Source organism: Olsenella sp. oral taxon 807 (assembly GCF_001189515.2).
In the GTDB taxonomy this organism is placed as follows: Bacteria; Actinomycetota; Coriobacteriia; order Coriobacteriales; family Atopobiaceae; genus Olsenella_F.
In genome coordinates, this window is sequence record NZ_CP012069.2 from 1479947 (window position 1) to 1506906 (window position 26960).

Genomic DNA, 26960 nt, shown 5'->3' on the forward strand with positions numbered 1-26960 from the left:
GGCAGACGATCTGGGGCGGGTCTTCGGAGGTTCGCGTGGGGCCGATGCCCCAATGGGGTTCGGCGGCACTGGCACGTCCAAGAGGAGCTGGCTCAAGCAGGCCCGCCGCGAGAGGATCATCCTCCCGGCACTTCCTTAGCCCGCTGGACGCAGGCCCGAGCCGTCGCCTGCCCTGGGGGCCTGCGCCCGGCTGCGAAGACCCATGGGCCACCGCCCGCGCGCGGCGGCCGTCTCCGGCGCCATGCGGCATGAGGCCCTAACCCACGGGGGCGGAGGCGCGCGGGGGACGGCGCCGGGGCCGCGGAGGAGGGACGCGCGGCCTCACGGAGAGGCGCATCCCGGCCCAACGCCTCAGGGAAAGGAGCAATCCACGGCTCCCACGTCGCGCAGAGCGCGCCTTTCGGTCACGTCGCCGCCCGGGAGGCGTGGGGCGCGACCCCCCGCCAGACTGCGGGGCACTATGGAAAGTGGCCCAACTGGGCAAACGCGCTCGGGCAACCCCCCGCCAGGCTGCGAGGGGGGTTGCGCCGGGGCCCGCAGGCCCCGGCCTGGGGCCCGGCCGCGCGGAAAGACGCAGTCTGGGCAGAGGGCCTCGCTGATGGCGTGCCCTGCGTCAGGCCGCAGGCGACCCCGGCGTCACCGTAGGGGCGCCTAGAGGGCGGGACCGGGCCGGCCCGCAGGCCCCGCCTACCCGTCCGTCCCCTCCGGGGCCGCGCCGGAGGCCTCCAGCCTCGCGCCCACGCAGCTCTAGGGCGGCGCCGACCAGGCAGAGGGCGCAGAGGCAGATGGTGACCTGCTGGAGGCGGGGGAGGAGGATGTAGTAGCGGTAGTGCTCGGCGATGCCCCGGAGCATGAGGGCGACCAGGGCCGCGCGCCCCGCCGCTCGAAGCGCCATGCGCCCGCGCCGCGCCGCCTCCCCACCCGACCCCGGGCGCTCGAGGCCGACGAGCAGGGAGACGGCCGACGCCGCGACGAAGTGGGCAAGGCGCAGGGCCACTCACGCCCGGTCCACGGCATGCCCCACCTGCCCGGCCAGCTTGGCCATCCCGGAGGCGTAGAGCTCGTTTGCCACCACGCAGCTCGAGGGGATGCCCGGCGAGAGCCGGGAGCCCAGCATGAGGTCCTCGGCCACCACCTGGTGCTGGATCAGGAACTCGAGGTCAAACGAGGGCCTCGCTGACCCACGGGTTCACCTGGCGTATACTTGGCATGGACCGGGACACGCCCGCGACGTCGCGCACACGGCCCCGGGACTGGCCCCGCACGGAGACGGAGGGATGACCATGGACGCATACAGCGACTCCCGGGCAGGGGGAGGCCCGGGGACGACCCCCAGAAGATACGTCCCCACGATTCTGCGCGCGGTGACGGCCGTCGCCTGCCTGGCGTTCGTGTGCCTGGCGATCGCAACACTGACCGCGACACCGAGACGGACGGAGGTGACGACCGGCTCCCTGGGCACCGGCTGCTCCTACACGCTCGACAGGTCCGGCAGGCTCACCATCTACCCCACAGACGGCAGGTCGGGAGAGATGGCCCGCATCTGCGACATATGGCCCAGAGACAGCGCCTACTGGGACGACGTCAGGTCGGTGGCCGTCGAGGGGCACGTCATGGCGCCTGCGGACTCCAGCGGCCTCTTCAGTAACTTGCCCGCAGAGGCCATCGACCTCTCGGGGCTCGACACATCACAGGTGACGGACATGAGTGACCTGTTCTGGGGCTGCTCCTCGCTCTCCTCCCTCGACCTCTCGGGGCTCGACACATCACAGGTGACGGACATGAAGGTTATGTTCTCCCACTGCTCGTCGCTCTCGTCCCTCGACCTCTCGGGCCTCGACACCTCAAAGGTGACGGACATGGATTCCATGTTCTCCCACTGCTCGTCGCTCTCGTCCCTCGACCTCTCGGGCCTCGACACCTCAAAGGTGACGGACATGGGGTCCATGTTCTCCGGCTGCTCTGCGCTCTCGTCCCTCGACCTCTCGGGGCTCAACACTTCAAAGGTCACGGACATGGGGGAGATGTTCTCCGGCTGTACCGCGCTCCCCTCCCTCGACCTCTCGCGCCTCGACACGTCGCAGGTCACGCGCATGTGGGGCATGTTCTCCGGCTGCTCATCGCTCACCTCCCTCGACCTCTTGGGGCTCGACACGTCGCAGGTCACGACCATGGGGGAGATGTTCTCGGGCTGCATATCGCTCTCGTCCCTCGACCTGTCGCGCCTCGACACCTCGCGGGTGACGAACATGAAGTCCATGTTCGGAAGCTGCTCCTCACTCTCGTCCCTGGACCTCTCGGGCCTCCACACGTCACAGGTCACGGACATGGGGTCCATGTTCTCGGGCTGCTCATCGCTCTCGTCCCTCGGCCTCTCGGGACTCGACACGTCGCAGGTCACGGACATGAACGGCATGTTTATCGACTGTCTTGCGCTCACCGCCCTCGACCTCTCGGGGCTTGACACGTCGAGGGTTGAGAACATGTGGGGCATGTTCGAGGGCTGCTCCACGCTCGCCTCCCTCAACCTCTCCGGCATCGACACATCAAGGGTCCAGGACATGGGCCACATGTTCTCCGGTTGCTCGTCTCTCGCTTCCCTCGACCTCTCGCGCCTCGATACCTCGCGAGTCGCGTACATGAACGGCATGTTCAAGGGCTGCTCCACGCTCTCCTCTCTCGACCTCTCGCGCCTCGACACCTCGCAGGTCACGTACATGAACGACATGTTTGAGGGTTGCTCGTCTCTTACCTCCCTCGATCTTTCCGGCTTTGACACGTCGAGGGTCCGAAACATGCGTGGCATGTTCGAAGGCTGCTCGTCGCTCGTCTCAGTAACGATCGGGGAGAAAGGCGGCAGCATCCTCTCTACTGAACGGAGCACAGGCCTTCCCGAAGGGGTAGGCAACATGAGGTAGCGCTCCGCAAGGGACCGAAGGTAGATCACGCAAGAGCTAAGTCTTCATCCGACCGCCAGGGGATCGCGGACGCTGTCAAGGGCCTTTGCCACAAGAGGGGACCCTCCCTCCTTACGCAAGGCTACTCGTCACAAGGACGTCGCCCTCAGAAAGCCCCCAGAGGGCCCCGTAGAGCTCGTTGCCCAAAAGCCAGCCTTGCTCGGTTGGAACGAGTGCCCCTGTGGCATCGCTGCGGGCGAGGTCCATGTCCGTGACCTCACGAACGCAGCCGTCCACGGCAGCCGGACCCATGACCTCACGGGCAAGGGCGAGAAGCCTGGGAGAGACGCCCGACATGAGTCGGGCACCCAGCATGAGGTCCTCGGCCACCGCCTGGCGCAGGGTCAAAAACTCAAGGTCAAACGAGAGGACAGAGATGCCCTGTCCCTCACAGACCTCCCTTCGCCCGCTCCTCACGCGCAGCCGCACGCGACGGCAGCCGTCGGGCGCTGGCGGCAACTGGGGGCAAGCGCTCCTCAGCAGCCCATAGCCGGCGCACGTGAGCATGCTCGAGGCGCCCGTGCCCAGGCCGAGGTACGCCCGTCCCGTCCAGTAGCACAGATTGTGCCTGCATTCCCTACCCGGCCTGGCGTAGCTCGCGACCTCGTAGCGAGAGAGACCCCGGCTACCCAAGAAGTCTTGAGCCTCTCGCATGCGAACGGCCTGGACGTCACTGTCGTTCCATGTCGGCACAGCGTCACCGACGCGACGGGCAAGGGCCGTCCCCTCCTCTATCGACAGCGGATAGACGCTCACGTGGGCCACACCCAGGGAGGCCACGCCCTCAAGCGAGCGCAGCCAACCCTGCCTCGTCTGCAGCGGAATGGCACACATGAGGTCACAGGAGACGTCGAGCCCACTTGCCACGGCAGCCTCGAGGCGCTTGAGCGCAACGTCCGCCGTGTGGGCACGGCCCAGCGCCGCCAGCTCGGCGTCGTCCAGGCTCTGAACTCCCATCGAGACACGGGTCGCACCGGACTGGACAAGAGCACAGAGCAGCTCGTCGCTGAGCGACTCTGGGTTGGCCTCACAGCTCAGCTCTACAAGCTCAGGGCAGAGCTCCCTGACGCGTGAGACGAGTCGCCCCAGGAGCGTCGGCCCAAGCAGGCTCGGCGTTCCACCACCCACGTAGGCCGTGCGCACGCCGTCAAGGAGTCCGAAGGCGGCCACCTCGTCGAGTTGGGCCATGAGCGAGCGCACATAGCGTCCCATGATGGCGTCATCAGCCCGCGTTGCCCACGAGGCGAAGTCGCAGTATGCGCACTTGCTCGAGCAGAAGGGAATATGCAGGTAGAGCGCCGAGACACTCGGTGGCCGGTAGCGATCCTCCCAGGCCGTACCGATCGCCTCACTAGGCACCTTGCACCTCATCCCACACGTTCGCCGTCGGAGCGTACGTCCGCGCACAGGGAAAGGAACTCATCCAACGTCGTGCAGGACATAGCGCGGTTTCTCCACATCGCCGCACGCGGCAGTCCCCTCAAGTACCAGCCTGCGATGCTCCGACCCCTCGCCAGGTGCGCACCCGTCGCCTCGAGGAGCCTAAGTTGCAGCTCCAGTGCGGCAATACGCTGCTCGAACGTGGGACACGTCGGCTCGCCCCCCGCAAGAAGCTCTCGGGCATGCGAGAAGATCCACGGATTTCCATAGGAGCCCCGCGCGACCATAACGGCGCAGGCTCCCGTCTTGCGCAGCATGCGGACCGCCGCCCTGCAGTCCAGGACGTCTCCCGATCCGATGGTGGGAATCCCCACGGCCGAGGCGACCCGCGAGATGGCACCCCAGTCGGCCTTCCCATGGTAGAGCTGGGACGCCGTGCGGCCGTGGACGGCGATCGCAGAGACACCCGCCTGCTCCATCCGCCGCGCGAACGCAGGCGCGATCTCCTCCCCGACGCGTCGTCCACAGCGGATCTTACAAGTCACGGGCACCTGAGTCTCGGCCAAACACGCCCGGACGATCGAGGCGGCACGTTCGGGCTCGTCGAGCAGGGCAGACCCCTCTCCCCTGCTTGTGACCTTGCGCACGGGACAGGCCATGTTGATGTCGATGAGTGCCAGGCGCTCCCCCAGACGCTCGGCAACGGCGGCGGTCGCCTCGCGAAACTGCTCGGGCCTACTCCCGAAGAGCTGTACCGCCAGCTCCGTCTCGCCCCTGGCGGGAAGCGCAAGCTCCCAAGTCTTGGCACCGCCGTAGTGGATGCCCGCCACGGAGACCATCTCGCTATAGGCGAGTGCTGCCCCGCCCGCGCGGGCCACGAGGCGCCAGGCACCGTCCGTGACGCCCGCCATAGGCGCCATGAGAAAGGGGTTGTGCGCGAGGCGCTCCGCCAGCGTCCCCGAGGCGGGAAAGCCCTCGACCACAGGCAAGAGCCCTGCGGCGGGTGCGTAGGCGCAGAGCAGCTCGTCTGGCCTGGGACCCGTCTGAGACCTCACCCGTCGCCCACCTTGAGCACTGCCAGGAAGGCTTCCTGCGGCACCTCGACCGAACCGATGGCCTTCATGCGCCTCTTACCCTCCTTCTGCTTCTCGAGCAGCTTGCGCTTGCGCGAGATGTCGCCACCGTAGCACTTGGCGAGCACGTCCTTGCGCACGGCACGCACCGTCGAGCGACTGATGATCTTGGTGCCGATGGCCCCCTGTATGGGCACCTCGAACTGTTGGCGCGGGATGATCTCCTTGAGCCTGTCACAGAGGCCGCGGGCAAGCGTGTAGGCCTTGTCCTTGTGCACGATGAACGAGAGCGCATCCACCTCGTCTCCCGCGAGCAGGATGTCGAGCCTCACGAGCTCGCTCGGACGGTAGTCCCCCATCTCGTAGTCGAGCGAGGCGTAGCCCTTCGTACGGCTCTTGAGCTGATCGAAGAAGTCGAGGATGAGCTCGGCAAGCGGTATGTCGAAGCGCACCTCCACCGACTTTTCCGTGAGGTAGACCATGTCTGTGGTGATGCCGCGATGGTCTATGCAGAGCTGCATGGCAGCACCCATGTACTCAGGCGGGACTATGACCTTGGCCTTGAGGTAGGGCTCCTCGATGCGGTCGATGTGCGTGGCATCGGGCAGATCCTGCGGGCTCGTGATCTCACGCATGCTGCCGTCTGTGAGGTAGACGTGGTAGTTCACCGAGGGGGAGGTCGCGATGAGATCGAGGCCAAACTCGCGCTCGAGCCGCTCCTTGACGACCTCCATATGGAGGAGTCCCAGAAAGCCCGCACGAAAGCCAAAGCCAAGCGCCACCGAGGTCTCGGGCGTCCAGACGAGCGAGGGATCGTTCACGCGGAGCTTCTCCAGGGCGTCACGAAGGTTCTCGTACTGCTTGTTGTCAATGGGAAAGAGGCCCGTGTAGACCATGGGCTTGGCCTCCTGGTAGCCCACGCAGGGCTCAAGGCAGGGACGCTCCTCGGAGGTGATGGTGTCTCCGGTCCTGACGAGAGCCGTGTCCTTGAGGCCCGTCACCACAAAGCCGACCTCACCCACGCTGAGCTCCTCGAGGGACACCTCAAGGGGACGTTTGCAGCCCACACCATCACAGAGGAAGGTGTTACCGAGCGCCATCAGCCTGAGCCGGTCCCCCTTCCTGATGCGACCGTCAAAGACGCGCACCGTCGCGATGACGCCCCTGTACTCATCGAAGTACGAGTCGAGGATGAGGGCCCTCAGAGGTGCCTCGGCATCGCCTTGGGGAGGAGAGATGAGGTAGACGATGGCCTCCAAGAGGTCGTGGATGCCCTCACCGGTCTTGCCCGAGACGAGGACCGCGTCATCTGCCGGGATCGCAAGCTCCTCCTCTATCTCTTCCTTGACCTCGTCGGGATGGGCCGAGGGCAGGTCGATCTTGTTGATGGCGGGCACGATGTCCAGGTTCGCGCCCATCGCGAGGGTGGCGTTCGAGACGGTCTGCGCCTCGACCCCCTGGGTGGCGTCCACCACGAGCACGGCACCCTCGCAGGCGGCAAGCGAGCGCGAGACCTCATACGTGAAGTCGACGTGTCCCGGCGTGTCGATGAGGTTAAACTGGTAGCGCTCCCCATCGTCGGCGTCGTAGCTCACGCGCACGGCGTTCGACTTGATGGTGATGCCGCGCTCCCGCTCGATGTCCATGGAGTCGAGCATCTGGGAGGAGAGGTCCCTCTCCTCCACCGTATGGGTAAGCTCGAGGATGCGGTCCGAGATCGTGGACTTGCCGTGGTCGATGTGGGCGACGATAGAGAAGTTACGGATATGTGAGCTGTCGTGTGTGTTCATGGCGACGATGATAGCGCAAGTCATCCCTTGCGTGCTACACTTCGATGGTTGGTCTCGCCGTGTCGGGCACGGATACCCCACATCCGCGCCCTCGCAAGCCAAGGGCCCACAGAGGCAGAGACAGTGTTCGAAAGGATTCGCACGTGGCAAACATCAAGTCGCAGAAGAAGCGCATCATCACCGCCGAGAAGGCGCGCGTCCGCAACAAGGCGGTGCGCTCCGAGCTCAAGACCGCCATCAAGAAGGTCCGCAGGGCCGTCGAGGAAGAGGACGCCCAGGCCGCCCAGGAACTTGCCAACAAGGCTGGTCGCCTCCTGGACAAGGCAGCCTCAAAGGGCATCATCCACAAGAACCAGGCCGCCCAGCGCAAGAGCGGCGCGCAGAGGCTCGTCAACACGCTGAGCTGACTGACGGCGCAAACGCGCTGTCTTGCCACGTGTCCCGCAACCTGCGAGGCACGTGGCAAGGAGGCGCTTTGCTAGCGCGTGCGGTATGAGGTCCTACCGATCCCTGACGACCATGCAGATCCCACAAAGTTCATCCTCATCCTTGTCAAAGATGAGGACGAGGCCGTAATCTGCGTTGCCGCCATCCCACATGATGGCTCTTTGCGTATAGGTGTAGTCATCGTACTGCTTCTCGCTGGTCACGTCTTGCACTGGTCGTGCGGGTATGGCGTCCTTTGCCTGGTCGGGTGACGTCCCACACAACCTGATGCCGCCGGCGATCTCGAAGTCAGGATAGCTGAGACCGCTATGGAGCGCAACGAAAACAATGAGGCTGGTGACCTTGCGGTCTTGGATGTCTGATGCAGCTGACGTCTTATTGGTAACGCCTAGCATCAGAAGCACGTCCCCACGATCGCCGTACGAGGGATGGTGCAGGAAGATGGGTGTCTGATCCCGAAGGTCGATTTGGGTGTTCGCGGCCGTCATGGACTCGTCAACCGTCCAGCCCGTCTGCTCCATGAACTCCCCTGCGGTGAAGGAACCCATCGTGAACTTGTGGCCATCTATCGAGAACTCCTGGTCCCTCCAGTTGGAGGATATGCCGTTATCATCTGTCGGCTGGTCCGGGGCGCCTGCCGCCCCGGCATCTGCGCTTCCCGTCCCGTTCCCAGCCTTCGGGTCGCCATCGGCAGGCGGGACGTTCGCTGCGATGTCCGCATCCTGCCCCGAGCGATCGGTATCAGAGGCACCGAGCCCAGACCTCCCGTCCTGGGAGCTGAGACCCTCACCGCCGACATCCTGGACACGCGCTGTATTGTATGCACGGCCGACCAGGATGCACCCCAAGAACATGACAAGGCACACGATGGCGATGGCGGCAGATGAGTTGCGATTGCCAGGCCTCCCGTAGGCACTGGTGTCCCGTGCGTCCCACGCATAGGCACTCGAGGGCCATGCCGCGTTCGGGCCTTGGCCGGACAATGCGGGCTGGGGCTCCTGTCGCAGGGGCGCTCCCGTGCTCAGGACGTCCTCCAGGCCTCCCAGTGAATCATCACGCATGCTCGCACCGCATGAGGGACAGTGGGACCTGCCCACCCCAACCTCCACTCCGCAGTAAGGACACCTCATCCCAACCACCCCTCTCGCACAGGAACCGTATTGGTCGCTTGGGTGCACCGAAAGCCCGCATGGGGACTTGCGGCCCTCTGCCCGATCCTGTAGGACGCTTTGCCGATTATAGCAGGATCGGGTCCAACGGGAAGCGGCAGTCACAGGCGCGCCCTCGCGAGTGAGGGCGCAGGCATCAGTTTGGGGTCACGAGGCTTGACCTCATGGCAAGCTCTATCATGTAGAGCTTGCCATCGGCGCCCTCATCAAAGCTGAGGGCAAGGCCTCGCTGCATGTTGTCATCTCTCCAGGTGATGACCCTGCGTTTGAGACTGTATTTGGAGAGGTCCACCTCGCTGACCGAATCCTGTGTGGGCTCAGTGTGTACGAGGCCTGTTGCCTGGTCGGCCAAGGTAGCGCACAGCTTGATGCCCCCAGCGATCTCGAAGTCGGGGTAGTCGGAAGCCTCATGGGGCAAGACGCCCACGGAGAGATTGGTAACGACGCAGTCACGGAGGCTTGCCGAAGATAATCCCGCGTTGGTGGCACTTATCGCCACAAGCACATCCTCGTAGCTGTACGCGGGATTTTGCAGGGCAATGGACGTCGGACCCTGACCAGGTCCGAACTGGGCATCGGTAGGCGTACCAGATCCGTCGACCGTCCAACCTGTCTGGTCCATGAACTCGCCGACGGTGAAGGTACCAAGCCTAAACCTATGGCCATTCATCACAAACTCCTGGTCTCTCCAGTCAGGAGAAATGTCATCTACCGACTGGGCCGGGGCACCCACATCTACAGGGGACCCAACAGCTCCCGAGGGCGCGTCCGACGGCGACTCGCCTGTGGCCTTGGAAGGTGAGTCACCGGCAGCGGGAACGTCGATCCTGGCCATCCCGTACTGAGACCTGAGATCCTCGTCACTGAGGCCCCTAATATGCCCGTTGGCATAGGCACTCCCAAGCAGGACACCGATAAGCAGGAACACTACGGCCCCTACGATGCCGGGGACGATCAGGTCACCTTGGCGGACCAGCCCCTTGGGAGCCTGGGCATCCCTCACGGCCCGGTCGCCCGCAACCTGCTCACCGACACTCACGGCCCGCACCGCGCTCGCCTTTTGAGCCTTTTGACCACGTGATGTGTCCCGAGAGTTCAAGCTCAGACGCTCAGACGAATCCTCCGATCCAGAACGCTCCTCAGATGACACGTCAAGGGCGTACGGCCTGTGTCCGACGCCCTCACTCCACGAGCTCGGCTGCGGTGACATGATGGCAGGACTGAAAGACGACTGCGACGCGCCTCTCTGCGAACCAAGAATGTTTACCAGGTCACCAAGGGAGTCATCTATCAGGATCGCACCACATGAGGGGCAGTAGAGCCTGTCTATCTCGACCTCACAACCGCAGTTGGGACACCTCATCCTACGCACCCTTCCCGTGCGAGGCTCGCTCTGGCTCGCACGGCATGTTAAGGATCTGAATGAACAGCAGGCCTCAAACATACCCGCTGTCGGCTGATTATAGCAGGCCTGACGGGCATCGTCCCTCCCCTTGTCTTGACTGAGCGCTATGCCACATCGGCCAGGACACGTGCCGTGCCAGACGTACTTACGAGGATGCCGAAGACTCCCGGCCTGACCGTGATTGTGCCAACGTCTTTTGTGCACATGAAGGTTGATCCCGCATCCTCAAGTATCTGGACGCACTCCGCCGATGGATGGCCATAGTCATTGCCCTCCCCCGCCGAGGCGATCGAGAGCACGGGCGAGAGCCGCCGAGCCGTCCCGGGAGAGATCGAGACCTTCGAGCCGTGGTGGCCAACCTTGAGCACATCGATGTCACGGACGTCGGCGTCTCGCGTGGCCCGTTCTGTCTCGTCGCGCTCGGCGTCTCCCGTGAGCAAGGCCGACATGCTGTGCTCTCCCTCACCGAGGCTCAGGAGCAGCTCTATAGAATCCGCGTTCGTCTTGCCGCTCACCTCACCCTCTGGCCAGAGCATCCTGAGCGAGAAGGATCCCGCCCTGATCGCGTCACCGAGAGAGATCTCGTCGGGGTCGCGCCCCGTGAGCCGCCTCGCCTCGTCGACGAGCCTTCGTGACATCGAGGCTGCGACACCCCTCGCGACGATGACCCTCTCGCAGCCCAAAGGGAGCGAGAGCTCATCCAGACCGCCCACATGGTCATCGTGGAGGTGAGTGAGCACGATGGCGTCGAGGCGCAGGACGCCCAGGCGGGCAAGCTCGCGGGCACAGGCCCCATCGGGTCCGGTGTCGACCAGCACGGCACGGGAGCCGTCTCGGACCAAGATGGCGTCTCCCTGCCCCACGTCGAGCACGTATAGCCCCGCAGGAGAGAAGAACACGCAGCGGACAACGAGCACACAGCCAAGCAAAAGCGCCACCGCTGAGCCTCGGAGCAGCTTGCGCGGCGAGACGTGGGGCCAGAGCCACAAGAGGAGGATGGCAAGTGACGCCATCGTGAGCGCGACCACAGCGGCGTCCCAGCTCACGACCACGCTTGCGAACGGCAGGGAGGAAAGCGCCCTCAAGGGTACCATGACAGCAGCCGCGCAGGCATCCGTCGCAAAGAGGGCCGCACCGGACACGAGGGGTACCCAGCACAGCAGGCAGGACACGAGCCCCAGTCCGATGAGTGCCGAAAACGCGGGGACCACGAGCAGGTTTGCAGGCACAGACACGAGCGAGAGTTCCGAGAACGCCCCTATCGTGAGCGGCGCGCAGGCAAGCTGCGCCACGAGCGTGGCCGCGAGGGTGTCCCTGAGCCCTTTCGCAATGCTACGGGCCCGCCTTGAGGTCAAGGCGGGAAGATGAAGCAGGCACGCCAGGCTGCTCGCGAAAGACGAGAGTAGGTAGGAGGCATACGCCGAGAAGAGGCAGAGCGCGACGACCGACGAGAGCGACAGCAAAAAGCCGAGCCGTCCCGAGAGGGCGGGATCGACCAGCAGCATAAGGCAGCCCACGACCGCGACGGACGAGAGGCCATGCGAGCGCCTCCCCGCGAGCTGCGCACCACCCGCGATGCCCGCCATCGCCCAGGCGCGAAGCGCGGACACAGGCACGCCGCAGGCCACAACGAAGGTCACGAGGATGAGCTGGAGAATGGATATGCGGGCTTTCGGATTGAGCCGACTTCGCAGGAGCAGGCGTGAGACCAGCCACGAGAGGATGACGAGGTGACCCCCAGAGACCGCGACGAGGTGCGAGACCCCACAGCGCGAGAACAGCCCCCTGAGACCACGCGACGCCATGGCAGACGGATAGCCCAGGACGCCCCCCGCCACGAGCGCCCGCTCGTCGCTCGACGTGGGGTCGATGTGCGAGAGACATAAGCGCCTCAGCTTCAGGACAAAGCCGATCGGGCCCCTCGCAGGACGCTGCTCATCGATGTGCACGATCCTGACCCTCCCGCAGATGCCCTGGGCGGCGCTCGCACGTCCTCGTCCATCGTCACCGTTTGGCGTGAAGCGGCCCACGACGCGCAGGCTGTCACGAAGCGAGACTCCCTTTGGCACGCTCAGCCATACGTCTGAGGCAAGCCCGTCTGCTGCCACAACATGGCCGTGACAGCTCAGGCCATAGTCGCCGGGAATGGGGTCGCTCACAACCTCGACGCGCCAGTCCATGAGCGAACCTTTGCCGAGCCGCTGTGCGGTGCGCACGTCCATACCCGCCCGGACGGACGCGACGAGGATCCCCACAAGACAGGTGCCGAGAACCGCGCGGTAGCTCGCCGCCCTGCGCGCGGCGGCTGCGCCCAGCCGTCGCCTCGCGAGGACGGGCAGGGCGGCTGCGACCACCGCCCCAAGGCCCACAACGAGCAGAAGGGACCAGGTAGGGGCAAGGGAGAGGCGCAGTACTGTGCGCTCGCATCCGATGAGGCACACGAGGGCGACGAGCGTCACGGGAACGTGGGGTCTGATCGGCCTCTCGATGACCCTAGACCTAGACACAGATGCCATCCTTGAGCCTGGCGAACTTCTTCTCACCTATGCCCGAGACGCGCATAAGGTCCTCGGGAGATCTGAAAGGGCCGTTTGCTTTTCGATCCTCTATGATCGCTAGGGCCGTGGCCTCGCCTACCCCAGGCAGCGTCTTCAGCGCCTCGGCGTCAGCCACATTGATGTTCACGGGACCTGGGGAGGATGTGGAGGCTGATGTCGGCGACGTGGCCTGTCCCGAGCGCTGTCCCACATCACTGACCGCAGGCGAGCTGATCTCGCCTTCGGTGGGAACGTACACCTTCTGACCATCTGCGACGGCCGCAGCAAGATTGATCGAGCTGGTGTCCGCCTCGTCGGTAAGACCCCCGGCGGCGGCCACGGCATCACGCACGCGCGGGGAGCTCACCGAGAGCTCGAAGACGCCAGGACTTACGACCGCGCCGTCCACATGCACGACCGTGACGCCTGTCGCCTCCTGCACAGCCCTGGCCGCATCGTCCTGCTTGCCCGAACCCGTCTTGGCTGCCCCTGCGTCGACGACAGATGCGGCTTCGCCCTGGGAAGACGTCTCAACCCGACCTGCGGGCGCGCGCTCGATGAGAACCTGTGAGTCGCATTGGCCAAGAAGCGTGAGGAGCACGACCAGGATCGCCGCGACCGTACAGCCCGACGTAATCAGGAGCCTGCGTCCCGCCACCTTTCGTCCCATGCGTGCCCATAGTGACCTCTGTGCCATGAGAAACCACCTCCGCCCCCAATTGTGGGGGCAAAGCTGGCAGGACGCGCGAAAATCGTAGTGAGAGTCTGCAGCTCTCTGGCGGCAGACATGCGACTAGCTTGCCGGGCGGTAGCATCTACCAGGCCGAACCTCGTCTTCCCTAGCGCTTTCGGGACAGAAGTTCGTCGTGCATCTCGGACAGATCCCGAGGTGGTCGGTAGGATGGGCACTGGTCGAAGTCAAGGTACTCCGCATCCCGCACCAAGTCGTCAATCATCGCATCATGATCAAAAAGATCCCAGGCCTCAAGGACCTTGGAAAGCCGTGCATGGGTCTCGGGGCGACGTGGCATGAAGAGCGTGCAGCAGTCGTCTGCAGCCTGTGAGCTGATGTCATAGGTCCCGATCCGCTGCGCGCGGCGCATGATCTCCTGCTTGTCGGAGCCGATGAGCGGCCTCAGGACCGGCATCGAGACCACCTCGTTGACGGCAGCGATGTTATCGAGGGTCTGCGAGGCGACTTGCCCCAAGGACTCCCCCGTCACGAGCGCCTTCGCCCCCTCGATGCGCGCTATCCGCTCGCTCACGGCAAACATCACGCGCCGGTAGATGATGATGCGCAGGCCCTGCGGGACGATAAGCGAGATCTCGCGCTGTCGCTCGCCAAAGGGAACCACGTAGAGGCGACCCACGATGCCTGCGGGCTCGAAGGCACGCACGATGTCCTGACAGAGGTATTCGCTCGTGTCCGCCGTCATGGGCCTCCCCGAGAAGTGCACAGGCACGCAAACAGCACCCCGTCTGCCCACCATCCACGTGGCGACCGGTGAGTCGAAGCCACTCGAGAGCAGCGTAACGACCTTTCCGGCAGTCCCCACAGGAAGCCCCCCGACACCGACCGCAGAGCTGGCGTAGACGTACACGCGTGAGGCCACGACGTTCACGTAAACCGTGACGTCAGGCTGGTGCATCCGGACCTCCCTGTCGGGAAACGCCTGACAGAGCGCATCTCCCACCAGGCGATTTATGTCAATGGAGTGACGTTCATAGGTGGTTGCGGAGCGCCGCGCGTGGACCTTGAAGGTCTTGAACTCACCCGCCTCGCCAAGCGCCCTCACGGCGGCCGCACAGTACTCGCCCTCATCGAGCGAGCAGACGTAGGCCAACGAGACGCGAGCGACCCCCGGCACCTGGACGATGGCATGCGCAAGCTCTGAGCTAGCACGCCCATCCTCTGCGCTCACGACGAGACGGCCAAAGGCGCGCCTGACGCCAGATATGGGAAACGTCCGAAGCGCCCTCCCCAGATTGGTCACAAGCTGCCGCTCGAAGGCGGGACGGTTCTTGCCCTTGAGGCCGATCTCATGGTAGTGGACGAGACAGACCCTCTCGCCCATGCTAGCGATTGTGCTCTACGAGCTCGTTGGATCCCTTGATCTCCGCCTCGAAATCCTCCTTGGCAAAACTCAAGGTACCGTCCACGACCTCCTGCATGGCCACCGATACGGTGTCCTCGCCGGAGATAATGGTCGTGATGTCATCGAAGTCCTGAACCTCGGCAACGCGCAGGTGCATCCCGCGAATCATGTTATTGAGGTCGCAGGCACGCTTCGAGGCAATGGAACAGAGCAGGAAGGGATTCTCGTCAGTCTTGGCAAGAAGGTCGTCGATCTCGGGCTTAGTGACTGCCATTGTGGGGGTTGCCTCCATCCGTCTCAAAAGCTTTCATGACCTCGACGAGCCTGTGCGCGGCAGCGTCGCGGTCGTCATTGACGAGACGCACGTCATAGCGTGCGGATAACTCAAGCTCGCGCCTGGCATTCGCGAGCCGAAGGTCGATTTGGGCCTCGCTCTCGGTACCACGCCCTCTCAAGCGCCTCTCAAGCTCCCCGAGGGAGGGAGGCTCGATAAAGACGAGAACTGCAGTTGGCAGGACTTTCCTCACCTTGAGAGCGCCCTGAACATCAATCTCGAGAACCACCGATCTGCCTGAGACAAGCATCGCGTCCACGTCATCTTTAAGCGTACCGTAGCGATGACCGTGAACCTCGGCCCACTCAAGGAACTCGCCGGCACTCACACGACGACTGAACTCCTCCTCGCTCAGGAAGTGATACGAGACGTCACTCACCTCTCCGGGCCGTGGGGGCCTTGTAGTGGCCGAAACTGTCAGTCCAAGATCAGGACGTATCTGCCTCACGAGAGAGACAAGCGTTCCCTTCCCCACACCTGACGGGCCAGAAATGACAAAGAGGCGTGCTGTCCCACCCACCTACTTAGAGAACACCCCAAGCAGCTGCTCACGTTGACGGGCACCCAGGCCCTTAACGCGACGTGTGGAGGAGATACCCAGCTCATCCATGATCTTCGTGGCCTTTGCCTTACCATAGCCAGGCAGAGACTCTATGAGGGCCGAGACCTTCATGCGGCTCGCGATGGGATCATCGGACTCAAGGACGTCCTTGAGGGTGGTCTCGCCCTTCTTGATCTTCTCACGAAGCTCTGCACGAGCATGGCGAGCGGCAGCGGCCTTCTCAAGAGCTGCCTTGCGCTGCTCGTCAGTAAGCTGGGGTAGGGCCATTGTTCCTCCAAACGTCAGGTTGATACACAACGAACGCGGTACCGTCTCCTACACTAACAGGTCAGGCACAAGCAAACAAGTAGTCTGACGGACATGCAGCTGATTTACAAGCCTCTGTGCACATTTGATTCCTCGAGTGTTGCATACTTCACAAAAGAACCCGTTCATAAGCCTGCTGTCGCACGCACTCCGTTGATGAGCATGTGCCGCAAGCCCCACGGGGCATGACCGCAAGCGCTCAGACTCCCGCCAGCTCTGCCACAACAGACTCAAGGGAGGCCGCCGGATCGGGAGCCTGGGTGATGGGACGGCCGATCACGAGCTTGCTCGCCCCGGCGGCTATGGCAGCCGCAGGCGTGGAGACGCGCCTCTGGTCACCTGCGTTTGCGCCCTGCGGTCTCACGCCGGGCGTGACGATGAGGGTCGCAGGCCCGAGAAGCGTCCGCAGTTCGGCCGCCTCCCACGGCGAGCAGACGACACCGTCTGAGCCCGCGCCCACAGCAAGCCCCGCAAGGCGCGCGACCTCCTCGCCAACGGGGGCATCGATGCCCACTTCCGTGAGGGAGTCCTGACCCATGCTCGTGAGCAGCGAGATGGCAACGAGGCGGGTACGGTCGCGCACGCCGCCCTCGACGGCAGCCTCCTCGACACCGGCCCGCGCCTCCCTGACCATGTCAGGGCCCCCAAGGGCGTGTATCGAGAGGAGATCCGCCCCCGAGAGCGACGCCGAGCGTGCGGCACCTCTCACCTGGAAGGGGATGTCGTGAAGCTTGAGGTCAAGGAAGACCTTGAGGCCCCTGTCGCGCAGGGCGCCCACGATGGCCGGGCCCTCGCCGTAGAAGAGCGTCATGCCCACCTTGACCCAGCGGGCCCTACCCTCGAGCGCCTCGGCGAGCGAGAGCGCCCTTCTTTGGTCGCAGTCAAGCGCGACGATGATGGCGTCGCGCGCCTCAGACTCGCTCAGCATTCGAATGCTCCAATCAGCTCGTTGATGTCGGATACGCCCTGTCCCTCCGCCCAGGCGACAAGCTCCCCCAGGACCCTCTCGGAGGCAGCGGGATCATAGAGGTTGGCCGTGCCCACGGACACCGCCGTGGCACCGGCGAGGATGAGCTCTGCCGCCGACTCGCCGTCCGTGACGCCCCCTATGCCGCAGATGGGGATCGTGACGGCACGGGCCGCCTCCCACACCATGCGAACGGCAATGGGATGGATGGCGGGTCCCGAGAGACCGGCGGTCGGGCGCGAGAGCCTGCTTCTTCTTGTACGGACGTCGATCGCCATGGCCGGGATGGTGTTGATGAGCGAGAGGGCGTCTGCCCCTTCGGCCTCCAGGGCGCGGGCTATCTCGCCCACGTCGTGCGGTGCCATCTTGACGACGAGAGGTAGCTTGACGTAGGGCCTCACGGCCCTCATCACCTCGGACGCCGCCTGTGGCGTCGCCCCCATGGCGGCACCCCCCCTTGACACGTTGGGACAACTGATGTTGAGCTCAAGTCCTGAGGCGAAGGGTGCGAGCTCACCGTACAGTTCGCACGCACGCACGCACTCGTCGATGCTGTGTCCCACCACCTGGCAGATGACGGCGACACCGCGCTCGCGAAGGCTCCGAAGGTACTCGCCGTTCTCCTCGACGAACGTGACGATGCCTGGGTTGGCGAGGCCGACGGAGTTCAGCATCCCGCTCGTGACCTCTGCCATCCGCGGCGCAGGGTTTCCGAGCCACGCCTCAGCGGCGCAGCCCTTGCAGGTGATGGCACCCAAGCTTGAGACATTCATGAGGTTCTCGAACTGCCAGCCAAAGCCGAAGGTCCCCGAGGCCGTGTTGATGGGATTTCTCATCTTGATGCCACCGAGGTCGACGGCCATGCTCACGGCACTCACCACGCCACCTCATCCGCGTCGAAAACGGGACCGTCCATGCAACAGGACCTGTTGCCGCCTGTCGCGAGGGCCACGTTGCAACAGGAGCAGACGCCAAAGCCACAGGCCATGAGACGCTCTACAGAAACCTGACAGGGGATGTTCCGCTCAGCTGCGAGCCGGGCGACACCCGCCATCATGGGAGCGGGCCCACAGGACATCACGAGGTCATAGCCTCGTCCCTTAAGAAGACGTGCCATGGCGTCCGTCGTGGTCCCCCTCAGACCATAGCTGCCGTCATCCGTCGTGACGCTCACCTGCCCAGCGCCATAGCAGCGCGCCTCCTTTTGACCCCAGAGCCTGTCCGCGCTTCTCGCACCCAGGATGACGTCGAAGCGAAGGCCCCGCTCGGCGAGCATGCCCGCCGCCGCGATAATAGGAGGCGCACCCGCGCCACCGGCGACGAGCAGGGTATATCCGGCATCGGGACAGGCCCAGCCGTTACCGCCAGGCCCTAAGGCCGTAGACGTCTGACCCTGTCCCATGTGCGAGAGCCTCCTGGTACCCTCGCCCACGACGGCATAGATAAGCTCTACCGTCCCGGCCTCGGCGCTCGCCGAGGCAAATGAGAGCGGTATCCTGAGGAGGTGGCGCGCATCGCCCGGAACCTCGATGTTTATGAACTGACCTGGCCTGATGGTGGCCGCAAGCTCGGGTGAGCGCAACTCCATGCGAACGACGTCCCTCGCGACCTCCCGGTTGGAGACGACCGTAAAGCCATGGAGAAAGACCCTTGACCTTAAAGCCAACTCTGACCCTTTCCCTTCCCATGCCGCAGGTAAGCACCCAGGCGCCGTCGCGCCGGGCCCCACCGACGGCTATCCGACGACAGAGCCCGCCGCAAGCGTGCGCTTACCGTCCACGAAGACGTCCGTGGCGGCGCCCATGAGCGTCTGGCCCAGAAATGCGCAGTTCTTGGACTTGCTCTCAAAGTAGTCCTCACTGACCTTGACCTCCCTGCCGGGGTCGATCAGCGTAAGGTCGGCACGCGATCCCGCCTCTATCCTCACGGGGTCGAGCCTCAGAATCTTCCGGGGATGTACGGCCATGACCTCCACCAGCCTGCCCCAGCCCATCCTCCCCGTCCTCACCAGGTTCGTGAGCATGAGGGGAAGGGAGGTCTCGAGGCCTATGGTGCCAAAGAACGCAATCTCCCACTCGCAGTCCTTCTCGTGTGGGGCGTGGGGGGCGTGGTCGGTGACAAGACAGTCTATTGAGCCGTCTAGGATGCCCTCGCGCAGGGCTGCGGCGTCATCGGGGGTACGCAGCGGGGGGTTCATCTTGAGGTTGGTGTCATAGGAGGGCGTGATGGCCTCCTCGTCGAGGAAGAGGTGGTGCGGCGTGACCTCGCAGGTCACGGGCAGACCCTCCGCCTTGGCGGCGCGGACGAGCTCAAGGCCCCTTCTCGTGGTGATGTGGCATACGTGGTAGTCGCAGCCCGTGAGCTTCGTGAGCTCGAGGTCGCGATAGATCTCGAGCTCCTCGCCAAGCGCTGGCCAGCCAAACATGCCGAGGCGGGTTGACGCCCTGCCCTCGTTGATGACACCGTTGGTGGTGAGCGACTCGATCTCGCAGTGCGCGAGCACGGCGCGGTCGAACTGAGAGACGTAGTCCATGCAGGTCCGCATCATGCCGGCACTCTGCACGCCGTGCCCGTCGTCTGAGAAGGCGCAGGCACCCTCTAGGACCATGTCGCCTATCTCGGCGAGGGCCTCGCCGCCCTCCCCTCGGGTCAAAGCGCCAATGGGGCGAATGTGCACGTGACCGGCCACCCGGCCGCGATCGATCTGGTAGCGGATCTCCGCCCCGGTGTCCGTGACGGGGTCCGTGTTGGGCATGGTGGCCACATCCGTGAAGCCACCGTGGACGGCGGCGCGGCTACCCGTCTCGATGGTCTCCTTGTACTCGAAGCCCGGGTCGCGAAAGTGGACGTGCATGTCGACGAGACCGGGTACGAGGTACCTGCCGTCGGCATCGATCTCCTCGCACTCCCCTGGCGCATCGAGATCGGTCCCCACCGCGGCGATGTCCGTCTTGTCGATGAGAACGTCGACCACCTCGTCGAGGCCAACCTGCGGGTCGACCGCATGTACCCCCCTAAGCAGAAATGCCATGACTCTCTCCTCCCAGAAGCAGGTACATCTCGGCCATACGCGTGAGGACACCCGCGTTGACTTGGTCGAGGATCCTTGAGCGACCACAGTCTGCCACGTCGGCGTTTATCTCCATGCCACGGTTTATGGGGCCGGGGTGACAGATGATGGCGTCGTCTTTCATCCTGTTGACGCGGGCCATGTCAAGCCCGTAGAGGCGGTTGTACTCGCGACGCGACGGAATGGCCGCGCCCTCCATGCGCTCGAGCTGCACGCGCAGCATGTAGACGACATCAACTTCCTCGATGACCTCATCGAGGCTCGCGGTCTGTGGGCAGCCGAACCAGTGGGGGTCATCCACCTGGAAGGTCGGAGGCCCCACGAGCGTGACCTCGGCACCCATGGTTCTAAGAGCGGGGGTCAGCGAGCCGCATACGCGGCTGTGCGCGAGATCGCCCACGATGGCCACCTTGAGGCCCTCGAGGTGGCCAAAGTGCTTGCGGATGGTATAGAGGTCGAGCATGGCCTGGGTGGGGTGCTGATGCTTACCGTCACCGGCATTGATGACGATGGCATCCGTGTTCTCGGTGATCTTCTGGGGCGTCCCCGCGAGGCGCGCTCGGCAGACGAACATGTCGACGTTCATGGCGTCAATGGTCTGGATGGTGTCGGCGAGGCTCTCGCCTTTCACGACCGAGGAGGTCGAGCCACCCATAGAGATGCTGTCGGCCGAGAGGCGCTTCTCCGCGAGCTCGAAGGAACTCTTGGTGCGCGTCGACGGCTCAAGAAAGAGGTTCACGATGGTACGGCCTCGCAGTGCGGGCACCTTCTTGATGGTACGGGCATTGTTCACCGCCTCGAGGGCCCGGGCCGTGTCGAGGATCTGCGTGATGTCATCGGCAGTCAGGCTGTACGTGTCGATGAGGTGCTTGACGGAGAGCATCTACTTCTCGCCCCCCTCACCCATGGCAGCCGACACGTCCCAGATCTCCACGGAGTCGCGATCGTCGAGGGGTCTTACGCACACGCGCACGTCCTCCTCGTGAGATGACGGGACATTCTTGCCCACGAAGTCGGCACGGATGGGAAGCTCACGATGTCCGCGGTCTATCATGACGGCAAGCTGCACGGTGCGGGGACGCCCGTAGTCCATGAGGGCGTTGAGGGCCGAGCGGACCGTGCGGCCGGTGTAGAGCACGTCATCGACGAGTACGATGTCACGCTCATCAACCGAGAAGGGAAGGTTGGTGGAATGAACCACCGGGGCGATGTTGCGAGTGATGTCATCGCGATAGAAGCTGATGTCGAGCGAGCCGAGCTCGGGGCGCTCCCCCTCGATCTTTGCAATGGCGTCGGCGAGCCTGTTTGCCAAGGTCTCCCCTCGCCTGATGATGCCGACAAGGGCGAGGTTCTTTGACCCCTCGTTGCGCTCGATGATCTCGTGGGCGATGCGCACGAGCGCCCTCGACATCGCAGGCCCATCCATGATGGTGGCCTTGCATGTTTCCTCCATGGGACTCCTTCCCAACATAAGACACCTCGGCCGAACGAAGTCGGCACAGGACGCCCACCTGAACAAGGACTCCCAGAGGGGCTGCTCCACCCTCACCCTGCCTTACGGGCATCCCGTGCCGCGCTTAAAGGACAGGCTTACTATAGCAAAGTAGGTCTGCAAATCAACGGAAGAATCGCTGAGCGCAAGACCCCTGGGCCCTGAGAACCCACCATCTTCAGGGGCATGCGACCAAAGACTAGAAGCGCGGGCGCGCAAGACGCCTCAGGCAGTTGGCGAGTCCGCGCCTTCGCAGGTAGAACAGGGCAAGCTCGCCTCTCGAGAAGGCAGGACCCCCTTCGGTCGCCGCCCTTCTGACAGAGCGAACGAGGGGACGCGTCACTAGGTCGGCGGCCGCATCCACCCCGCCCACGAAGTAGTCGTCCATGCGCCTGAAGAGCGGAAGGAGGATGGGGCCTTGGCGAGCGGGCGGCAGACGTGACACGTCAAGTGCCAAGAGGTCGAGGACCCAGCCCAAGAGATCTGACGGACGGATGTCCTGCCACCCCTGCGCCTGCCAGTCATTAAGGATCGCGGTGACAGCAGAGCGGTGCTTGTCAATCTTGTCGGCGAGGTCTGAGGACGCGTCACTCGCGGAGTGCATCATCGAGGCCCTGTGCATGCGATACCGATAGAGTTGGTCTGGGATCAGGACCGTGCGGCGGGATCGAGGATAGACATAGAAGCAGAGATACTGGTCATCGCCGAGCGAAAGGAACGGATCGTAGCGCACCCGCTCCCGACGGACGAACTCCCTAGAGAGCGCAAGGCGCCAGGCAAAGGGACGGGCGTGGTCCTCATAGAGGACGGCAGGATCGAAGCCCTCATAGACCCTGGCACGCGGGCGTAGCTCGCCGACAAGCGCGGGTGGGATAGCCGAGTGGGGCTCGCAGGAGAAGCCAAAGCACAGCAGCTCTGGTGTATACTGGGTGAAGCGAGCTGCCACAATCTCGCACGCGTTCGACTCGAGCATGTCGTCGGCATCAACGCTCATGATCACAGAGCCTTCGGACACCTCGATGCCACGGTTGCGTGCAGCCCCCGCCCCCGCCCGTCTTTGTGACACCAAGTGCACGCGATCGTCATCGGACTGATAGCGTTCCACGATGGACGCTGAGGAGTCGACAGAGCCGTCATCCACCACGATCACCTCGAGGTCGACAAAGGTCTGCGAGAGGATGGACTCAAGGCAGGCTCCAATGTATCGCTCGGCGTTGTAAAGTGGCACCACTATCGAGATGCGCGGCATGGCCGACCCCTGTTCGCCCGCTCACGCATCGCCTCCGCCAAAGCCACAGGGCCACCGAGCGCCAAGGCAAAGAGGGGTTTGTTGCCGATGAGGGAGGAGCGTCTTTTCGCATAGGTAACGGGATCTTTCATGAGCCTTTTTAGATTTCTTGCCTTCCATGCCGCCCAGCGACTCCACTCTATCTTGCCCGCGCGATCCGCCTCAGAAAACTCACGCGCCGCGCGCCGCGCGAAGTCGGCCTTAAGCCCTGGGGCCAGGCGGTCGAGGTTCCAGAGGTACGCGTTGAGCTTGGCGACCTGGAAGTCATGACGAAGCCTTGCTGTGAGTGAGTCTTCGGGCCGCTCGTCGAGCCAGCGTCCTATCTCTAGGAACTCTTCGCAGACCAAGCTGGCCCTCTCAGCTGAGTTCACGGACGATCCCGCTCGGTCCTGGCGATAGTGAACGATGGGAACATCGCAGAACTCGGCACACGGGGCACTTGCCAACACCTTGAACACGAAGGAGGTGTCCTGGAAGGCGGCGCCTGGGGTCTCAAGAAAGCCGATGCCTGCGTGCAGGAGGAAGTCCCTCCGGTACACGGCGCTCCAGATCGCTGGCCTGAGGAGGAAGACCGCCTGTTCGCGACGGGGGTCGAGCAAACGGTTGCAGAGGACTGCCGAAAGCTCGTGCTGCACGCTATCGACACCCTTCCCTGGCCACCAGAGCGAGTAGGTCCCCTTCACGAAGCGGAGGCGCCCATCAGACTCCGCCCTCCCGATGAGCTGGCGATACGCGTCAGGGTAGAGGGCGTCATCTGACTCGAGGACGGCGACGTAGCGACCCCTTGCACGGGCGAGGCCATAGTTGAGCGTCGCCCCATAGCCGGAGTTGTCCTTGCGGACATAGACGAAGCGGTCGTCTTTGGCGCAAAAATCACGAGTCACATCGGATGACCCATCGGTCGACCCATCGTCGAGGCAGAGCGCCTCGAAGTCAGAGAACGTTTGATGGGCAAGGGACGAGAGGCACTCCTTGAGGTAACCCTCGACGTTGTAAATGGGGATGAGGACCGAGAGAGTCGGTGTGCCCTCAGGCAGTCCCGTGATGCCCGCAGGCACCCGTGAGGCTGCGGCACGACCCTGTGTGATCACGCTCTCCCTCCTCGCCAAGCGCCTCCCAATGTAGCGCCCCGCGCGCGAGGCGGCGGGCCCAAGGCCGTGGTAGCGAAGCATCCGCAGGCTGTCATATGCAAGGGCACCGAGGTGGCGGACCCTTGGGCAGGCGTTGTCGGCATGTCCGGTACGCTCCTCATAGAGCGCCCTCACGTCAGCCCGTAGGTAGGGCATGCTCGACACGATGTCGGGGCTCATCGACCTGAGGATGCGATCTATGCATGCGCTGACCTCGTCTGTGACCGCCATGCCCGAGTCCAGCGCGCCCATCACGTAGTTGAAGCCTATCTCATAGAGTCCTCTCAGTATGCCCACGTCGTCGGGACAGTAGCGCTCGACTATGGCCTTCTGGTCCTCATAGCGCTCAAAGGGCAAAAGGGGGGCTCTCGTGGCGCTCGACGAGCCGGGGAGCTCCTCTCGATAGTGGTAGTACGGAGTCTCGGTGTACGCGATGGAGCGTGCCCGACAGAGTGCCTCCATACAGAAGGGCGTGTCGGCCCAGCCCGCCCCGGGAAACTCGGGAAGTCGGATGCCCAGGTCAGCCAAGAACGACCGCTTGTAGAGGCAGGTCCAGATGGAGGGATGGTGGCCCAGAAGACCTGGTACCTCATGCAAGGTGAACGGCTGGGCGCCTATGAAGAGGCGATGGTGGTAGGTGCAGTGCTCGTTGCGCTCAGATGGGGTGTCTGGCTCGAGGACCCTCCAGAAGGATGACTTGACGATGTCAGGCTCTCTCCATGATGTCGCAAGCTCAAAGAGCTCGTCGTACATGTGTGCGTCAATCCAGTCATCCGGCTCGAGTATGGCGAGGTAGGTGCCCCGCGCCTCAGAGAACCCCCTGTTGACGGAGGCGCCATACCCCTCGTTCTTCTTGTCTATGACGCGAAAGCGCCTATCGGCGCGCTCGAAGTCACGCATGATGCCAATCGAGCCGTCTGTAGAGCCGTCGTTGACCACGAGAAACTCAAGCGCACAGCGCGTGTTGGCACGTAGGGACTCGAGCGCCTGGACAAGGTAGCGCTCGACGTTGTAGCAGGGCACCACAACCGTGACGTCGACGCCGGGCCCAGCGCAGGCGGCCATACGCCTACTCCCCGAGGCCCTTGTAGGCCGCACACACCTCGTCGGTGGCTCCCAACATACGTTGCTGGCCCTTCTCGATCCAGCAGACGCGATTGCACATACGCTCGACGAGCTTGATGCTATGACTCACGAGCAACACCGTCGTGTTGTCGGACTGTACGAGCTCCTGAATCCTGTCCTCGCACTTCTGCTGAAAGAGGAAGTCCCCCACAGAGAGTGTCTCGTCGACGATGAGGATGTCAGGCTCGGTGATGGTGGCGATGGCAAAGGCGATGCGGGCGACCATGCCAGAAGAGTAGTTCTTGAGTGGCATGTCCATGAAGTCCCCCAGCTCCGCGAAGTCAACGATGCGCCCAAAGTGGTCATCGATGAACTCCTTGCGGTAGCCCAAAAGGGCACCGTTGAGGTAGATGTTCTCCTTTGCCGTAAGCTCCATGTCAAAACCCGCACCAAGCTCTATCAAAGGTGCGATAGTCCCCTCGACCTTGCAGCTGCCTTCAGACGCCTCGAGCACACCGGCGATGATCTTGAGCATCGTGGACTTGCCCGAGCCGTTCGTACCAACCAAGCCAAAGGCCTCTCCCCGCTTGACCTGGAAGCTGATGTGGTCAAGTGCACGGAACTCCTTGAAGCGAAGCTCGTGACGGGCAAGGGCGATGAAGTACTCCTTGAGGGAGTTGAACTGCTCCGAGGCTATGTTGAAGACCATCGAGACGTCATCGACGTCGATGATGGTGGGGGCATCCGCACCCGGAATGCCTCTCCTCTTGAGGCGAAAGTTCCTTGCTGCGTCCGTGTTCGCTGACACTCGAGGCTCCTTGCTGGTTCCAGGCGTTAGATGAAGAGGATGAACTTATGCTCGTACCTGTGAAACACGGCGTAGCCGAGCGCAAGCGATATGAGGGCGTAGCCGATACAGGCGACATGCATCTCGGCGGTTGGCACCATCTGGTAGAGAACGACCTGACGAATGTAGGTCACATAGCAGTACATGGGGTTGAACTTCTCGATGGAGCGCAGCCACCATGGCAGCAGCTCGATGGAGTAGAAGATAGGGGTGAGGTACATCCAGGCCGTGAGGATGACGCCCCAGAGGTGTATGACGTCACGGAAGAAAACCGAGAGCGCCGAGAGCAGAAGCGAAAGTCCCGAGCTGAACACGATGAGCAGCAGGAGCCAGAGGGGCCAGAGCAGGGCCGTGAGACCGAGCGGAACCTGCTCAAAGAACATGACGAGTGCGATGGCAATGATGGAGAAGGCGTAGTTGACACCCGCGAAGATGGCCTTCTGGATAGGGAACACGTAGCGGTTCACCTTGACCTTCTTGAGGAGCGGGGCTGCGGCGATGATGGAGCCCATGCCCTGTGAGGTCGAGTCCGCCATGAGTTGCCAAGCGGTGTTACCCAAGATGAGGTAGACGGGAAAGTTGATGATGGAAGGGTCGGAGTTGGGCATGAAGGAGCCGAAGACCGCCGCGAGGACGAGCATCATGAGCAGCGGATTCAAGACGCTCCAAAGAACACCGAGGGCACTTCTGCGGTATTTGAGCTTAAAGTCCTTTGCCACGAGCTGCCTGAGGATGAACCAGTCCTTCTGCCCCGCCGGATACCAGGCATTCTTACCCGATATCTGCTTCGATGATTCCACTGCGCCTCCGAGGATTATGTCGCCAAGGGGTTTCATGCATAAACAGTGCAATCCTAGCACAGGCCGTCAGGGTCACCCGCTCACCCATACAAACGCCAGAGCAACGAGGCGGCCCGGCGCGATGGGGGCTGCAGCCCCGACGTATGGAAGCTGCGACCTCAGTGTAGCGGGCATACGCCTGATTGCCACTCGGCGTCACCGAGTGCGCGGCCCCAGTGCCACTCAACGTTAACGAGTGGTGCAAA

Annotated in this window: 25 protein-coding genes; 2 read left to right on the top strand and 23 right to left on the bottom strand. The window is 63.6% G+C overall.

Annotation, left to right across the window (positions count from 1 at the left end; genetic code table 11):
- Window positions 1–613: 613 nt before the first annotated feature.
- Together ADJ70_RS06345 and ADJ70_RS15495 are read right to left on the bottom strand one after the other, a co-directional pair.
- On the bottom strand, window positions 614–997 hold the full coding sequence (locus ADJ70_RS06345) for a hypothetical protein (protein WP_050344403.1): 384 nt from the start codon (window positions 995–997) through the stop codon (window positions 614–616).
- Window positions 998–1132 (bottom strand): hypothetical protein, encoded by a 135-nt coding sequence (locus ADJ70_RS15495; RefSeq protein WP_256381307.1) that lies wholly within the window; start codon window positions 1130–1132, stop codon window positions 998–1000. It lies immediately after the preceding gene.
- A gap of 151 nt (window positions 1133–1283) precedes the next feature.
- On the opposite strand from ADJ70_RS15495, the gene ADJ70_RS06350 reads away from it, so the two are divergent.
- Window positions 1284–2918 carry a BspA family leucine-rich repeat surface protein gene (locus tag ADJ70_RS06350; RefSeq protein ID WP_157051423.1) on the top strand — a complete coding sequence of 545 codons (1635 nt, stop codon included), beginning with the start codon at window positions 1284–1286 and terminating at the stop codon, window positions 2916–2918.
- 111 nt (window positions 2919–3029) lie between these two features.
- Here ADJ70_RS06350 and ADJ70_RS06355 read toward each other — a convergent pair whose 3' ends face one another.
- From ADJ70_RS06355 to lepA, 3 genes are read right to left on the bottom strand one after another with little or no spacing between them, the layout of a single operon-like run.
- Window positions 3030–4316 carry a coproporphyrinogen-III oxidase family protein gene (locus ADJ70_RS06355; protein ID WP_253273260.1) on the bottom strand — a complete coding sequence of 429 codons (1287 nt, stop codon included), beginning with the start codon at window positions 4314–4316 and terminating at the stop codon, window positions 3030–3032.
- Window positions 4317–4324: 8 nt separating this feature from the next.
- Window positions 4325–5392 (bottom strand): tRNA-dihydrouridine synthase, encoded by a 1068-nt coding sequence (locus ADJ70_RS06360; RefSeq protein WP_050344406.1) that lies wholly within the window; start codon window positions 5390–5392, stop codon window positions 4325–4327.
- Complete coding sequence (gene lepA, locus ADJ70_RS06365) at window positions 5389–7200, bottom strand: translation elongation factor 4 (RefSeq protein WP_050344833.1); 1812 nt, start codon at window positions 7198–7200, stop codon at window positions 5389–5391. The genes ADJ70_RS06360 and lepA overlap by 4 nt, the downstream gene beginning before the upstream one ends.
- Before the next feature lie 143 nt (window positions 7201–7343).
- Between lepA and rpsT the strand changes: the two genes are divergently transcribed.
- The gene (gene rpsT / locus ADJ70_RS06370) at window positions 7344–7607 is read left to right on the top strand and encodes a 30S ribosomal protein S20 (RefSeq protein WP_050344407.1); all 264 of its coding nucleotides are present in this window, start codon (window positions 7344–7346) and stop codon (window positions 7605–7607) included.
- A 93-nt stretch (window positions 7608–7700) separates the two neighbouring features.
- Here rpsT and ADJ70_RS06375 read toward each other — a convergent pair whose 3' ends face one another.
- From ADJ70_RS06375 to ADJ70_RS06460, 18 genes are all read right to left on the bottom strand, one after another.
- Window positions 7701–8708: a hypothetical protein gene (locus ADJ70_RS06375; protein ID WP_157051424.1), complete on the bottom strand. Its 1008-nt coding sequence runs from the start codon at window positions 8706–8708 to the stop codon at window positions 7701–7703.
- A 244-nt stretch (window positions 8709–8952) separates the two neighbouring features.
- Complete coding sequence (locus tag ADJ70_RS06380; protein ID WP_050344409.1) at window positions 8953–10179, bottom strand: zinc-ribbon domain-containing protein; 1227 nt, start codon at window positions 10177–10179, stop codon at window positions 8953–8955.
- 146 nt (window positions 10180–10325) lie between these two features.
- Window positions 10326–12728, bottom strand: a complete 2403-nt coding sequence (locus tag ADJ70_RS06385; RefSeq protein ID WP_062393101.1) for a DNA internalization-related competence protein ComEC/Rec2 — start codon at window positions 12726–12728, stop codon at window positions 10326–10328.
- Window positions 12721–13455 (bottom strand): ComEA family DNA-binding protein, encoded by a 735-nt coding sequence (locus ADJ70_RS06390; RefSeq protein WP_050344411.1) that lies wholly within the window; start codon window positions 13453–13455, stop codon window positions 12721–12723. The genes ADJ70_RS06385 and ADJ70_RS06390 overlap by 8 nt, the downstream gene beginning before the upstream one ends.
- A 142-nt stretch (window positions 13456–13597) precedes the next feature.
- Window positions 13598–14833: a tRNA uracil 4-sulfurtransferase ThiI gene (gene thiI / locus ADJ70_RS06395; RefSeq protein ID WP_050344412.1), complete on the bottom strand. Its 1236-nt coding sequence runs from the start codon at window positions 14831–14833 to the stop codon at window positions 13598–13600.
- Window position 14834: 1 nt separating this feature from the next.
- Complete coding sequence (locus ADJ70_RS06400) at window positions 14835–15128, bottom strand: DNA-directed RNA polymerase subunit omega (RefSeq protein ID WP_050344413.1); 294 nt, start codon at window positions 15126–15128, stop codon at window positions 14835–14837.
- The gene (gene gmk, locus ADJ70_RS06405; RefSeq protein WP_050344414.1) at window positions 15115–15708 is read right to left on the bottom strand and encodes a guanylate kinase; all 594 of its coding nucleotides are present in this window, start codon (window positions 15706–15708) and stop codon (window positions 15115–15117) included. Before gmk ends, ADJ70_RS06400 begins: the two co-directional genes overlap by 14 nt.
- Window positions 15709–16017, bottom strand: a complete 309-nt coding sequence (gene mihF, locus ADJ70_RS06410) for an integration host factor, actinobacterial type (RefSeq protein WP_050344415.1) — start codon at window positions 16015–16017, stop codon at window positions 15709–15711.
- Window positions 16018–16255: 238 nt separating this feature from the next.
- Window positions 16256–16984 (bottom strand): orotidine-5'-phosphate decarboxylase, encoded by a 729-nt coding sequence (gene pyrF / locus ADJ70_RS06415; protein ID WP_172674454.1) that lies wholly within the window; start codon window positions 16982–16984, stop codon window positions 16256–16258.
- Complete coding sequence (locus ADJ70_RS06420; RefSeq protein WP_371256186.1) at window positions 16978–17901, bottom strand: dihydroorotate dehydrogenase; 924 nt, start codon at window positions 17899–17901, stop codon at window positions 16978–16980. The genes pyrF and ADJ70_RS06420 overlap by 7 nt, the downstream gene beginning before the upstream one ends.
- On the bottom strand, window positions 17898–18689 hold the full coding sequence (locus tag ADJ70_RS06425) for a dihydroorotate dehydrogenase electron transfer subunit (protein WP_083443855.1): 792 nt from the start codon (window positions 18687–18689) through the stop codon (window positions 17898–17900). Before ADJ70_RS06425 ends, ADJ70_RS06420 begins: the two co-directional genes overlap by 4 nt.
- A gap of 69 nt (window positions 18690–18758) precedes the next feature.
- On the bottom strand, window positions 18759–20054 hold the full coding sequence (locus ADJ70_RS06430; protein WP_050344417.1) for a dihydroorotase: 1296 nt from the start codon (window positions 20052–20054) through the stop codon (window positions 18759–18761).
- Complete coding sequence (locus ADJ70_RS06435) at window positions 20038–20976, bottom strand: aspartate carbamoyltransferase catalytic subunit (protein ID WP_050344418.1); 939 nt, start codon at window positions 20974–20976, stop codon at window positions 20038–20040. Before ADJ70_RS06435 ends, ADJ70_RS06430 begins: the two co-directional genes overlap by 17 nt.
- Window positions 20977–21546, bottom strand: coding sequence for a bifunctional pyr operon transcriptional regulator/uracil phosphoribosyltransferase PyrR (pyrR, locus tag ADJ70_RS06440; protein ID WP_050344419.1), 570 nt, complete (start codon window positions 21544–21546; stop codon window positions 20977–20979). It abuts the gene before it with no gap.
- 238 nt (window positions 21547–21784) lie between these two features.
- Entirely contained in the window at window positions 21785–22834 is a 1050-nt protein-coding gene (locus ADJ70_RS06445) for a glycosyltransferase family A protein (protein ID WP_050344420.1), read from the bottom strand.
- Complete coding sequence (locus ADJ70_RS14055) at window positions 22816–25068, bottom strand: glycosyltransferase family 2 protein (protein ID WP_083443856.1); 2253 nt, start codon at window positions 25066–25068, stop codon at window positions 22816–22818. The genes ADJ70_RS06445 and ADJ70_RS14055 overlap by 19 nt, the downstream gene beginning before the upstream one ends.
- 4 nt (window positions 25069–25072) lie before the next feature.
- Window positions 25073–25876 (bottom strand): ABC transporter ATP-binding protein, encoded by an 804-nt coding sequence (locus ADJ70_RS06455; RefSeq protein WP_371256187.1) that lies wholly within the window; start codon window positions 25874–25876, stop codon window positions 25073–25075.
- Window positions 25877–25902: 26 nt separating this feature from the next.
- Window positions 25903–26715: an ABC transporter permease gene (locus tag ADJ70_RS06460; protein ID WP_050344421.1), complete on the bottom strand. Its 813-nt coding sequence runs from the start codon at window positions 26713–26715 to the stop codon at window positions 25903–25905.
- Window positions 26716–26960: the final 245 nt, after the last annotated feature.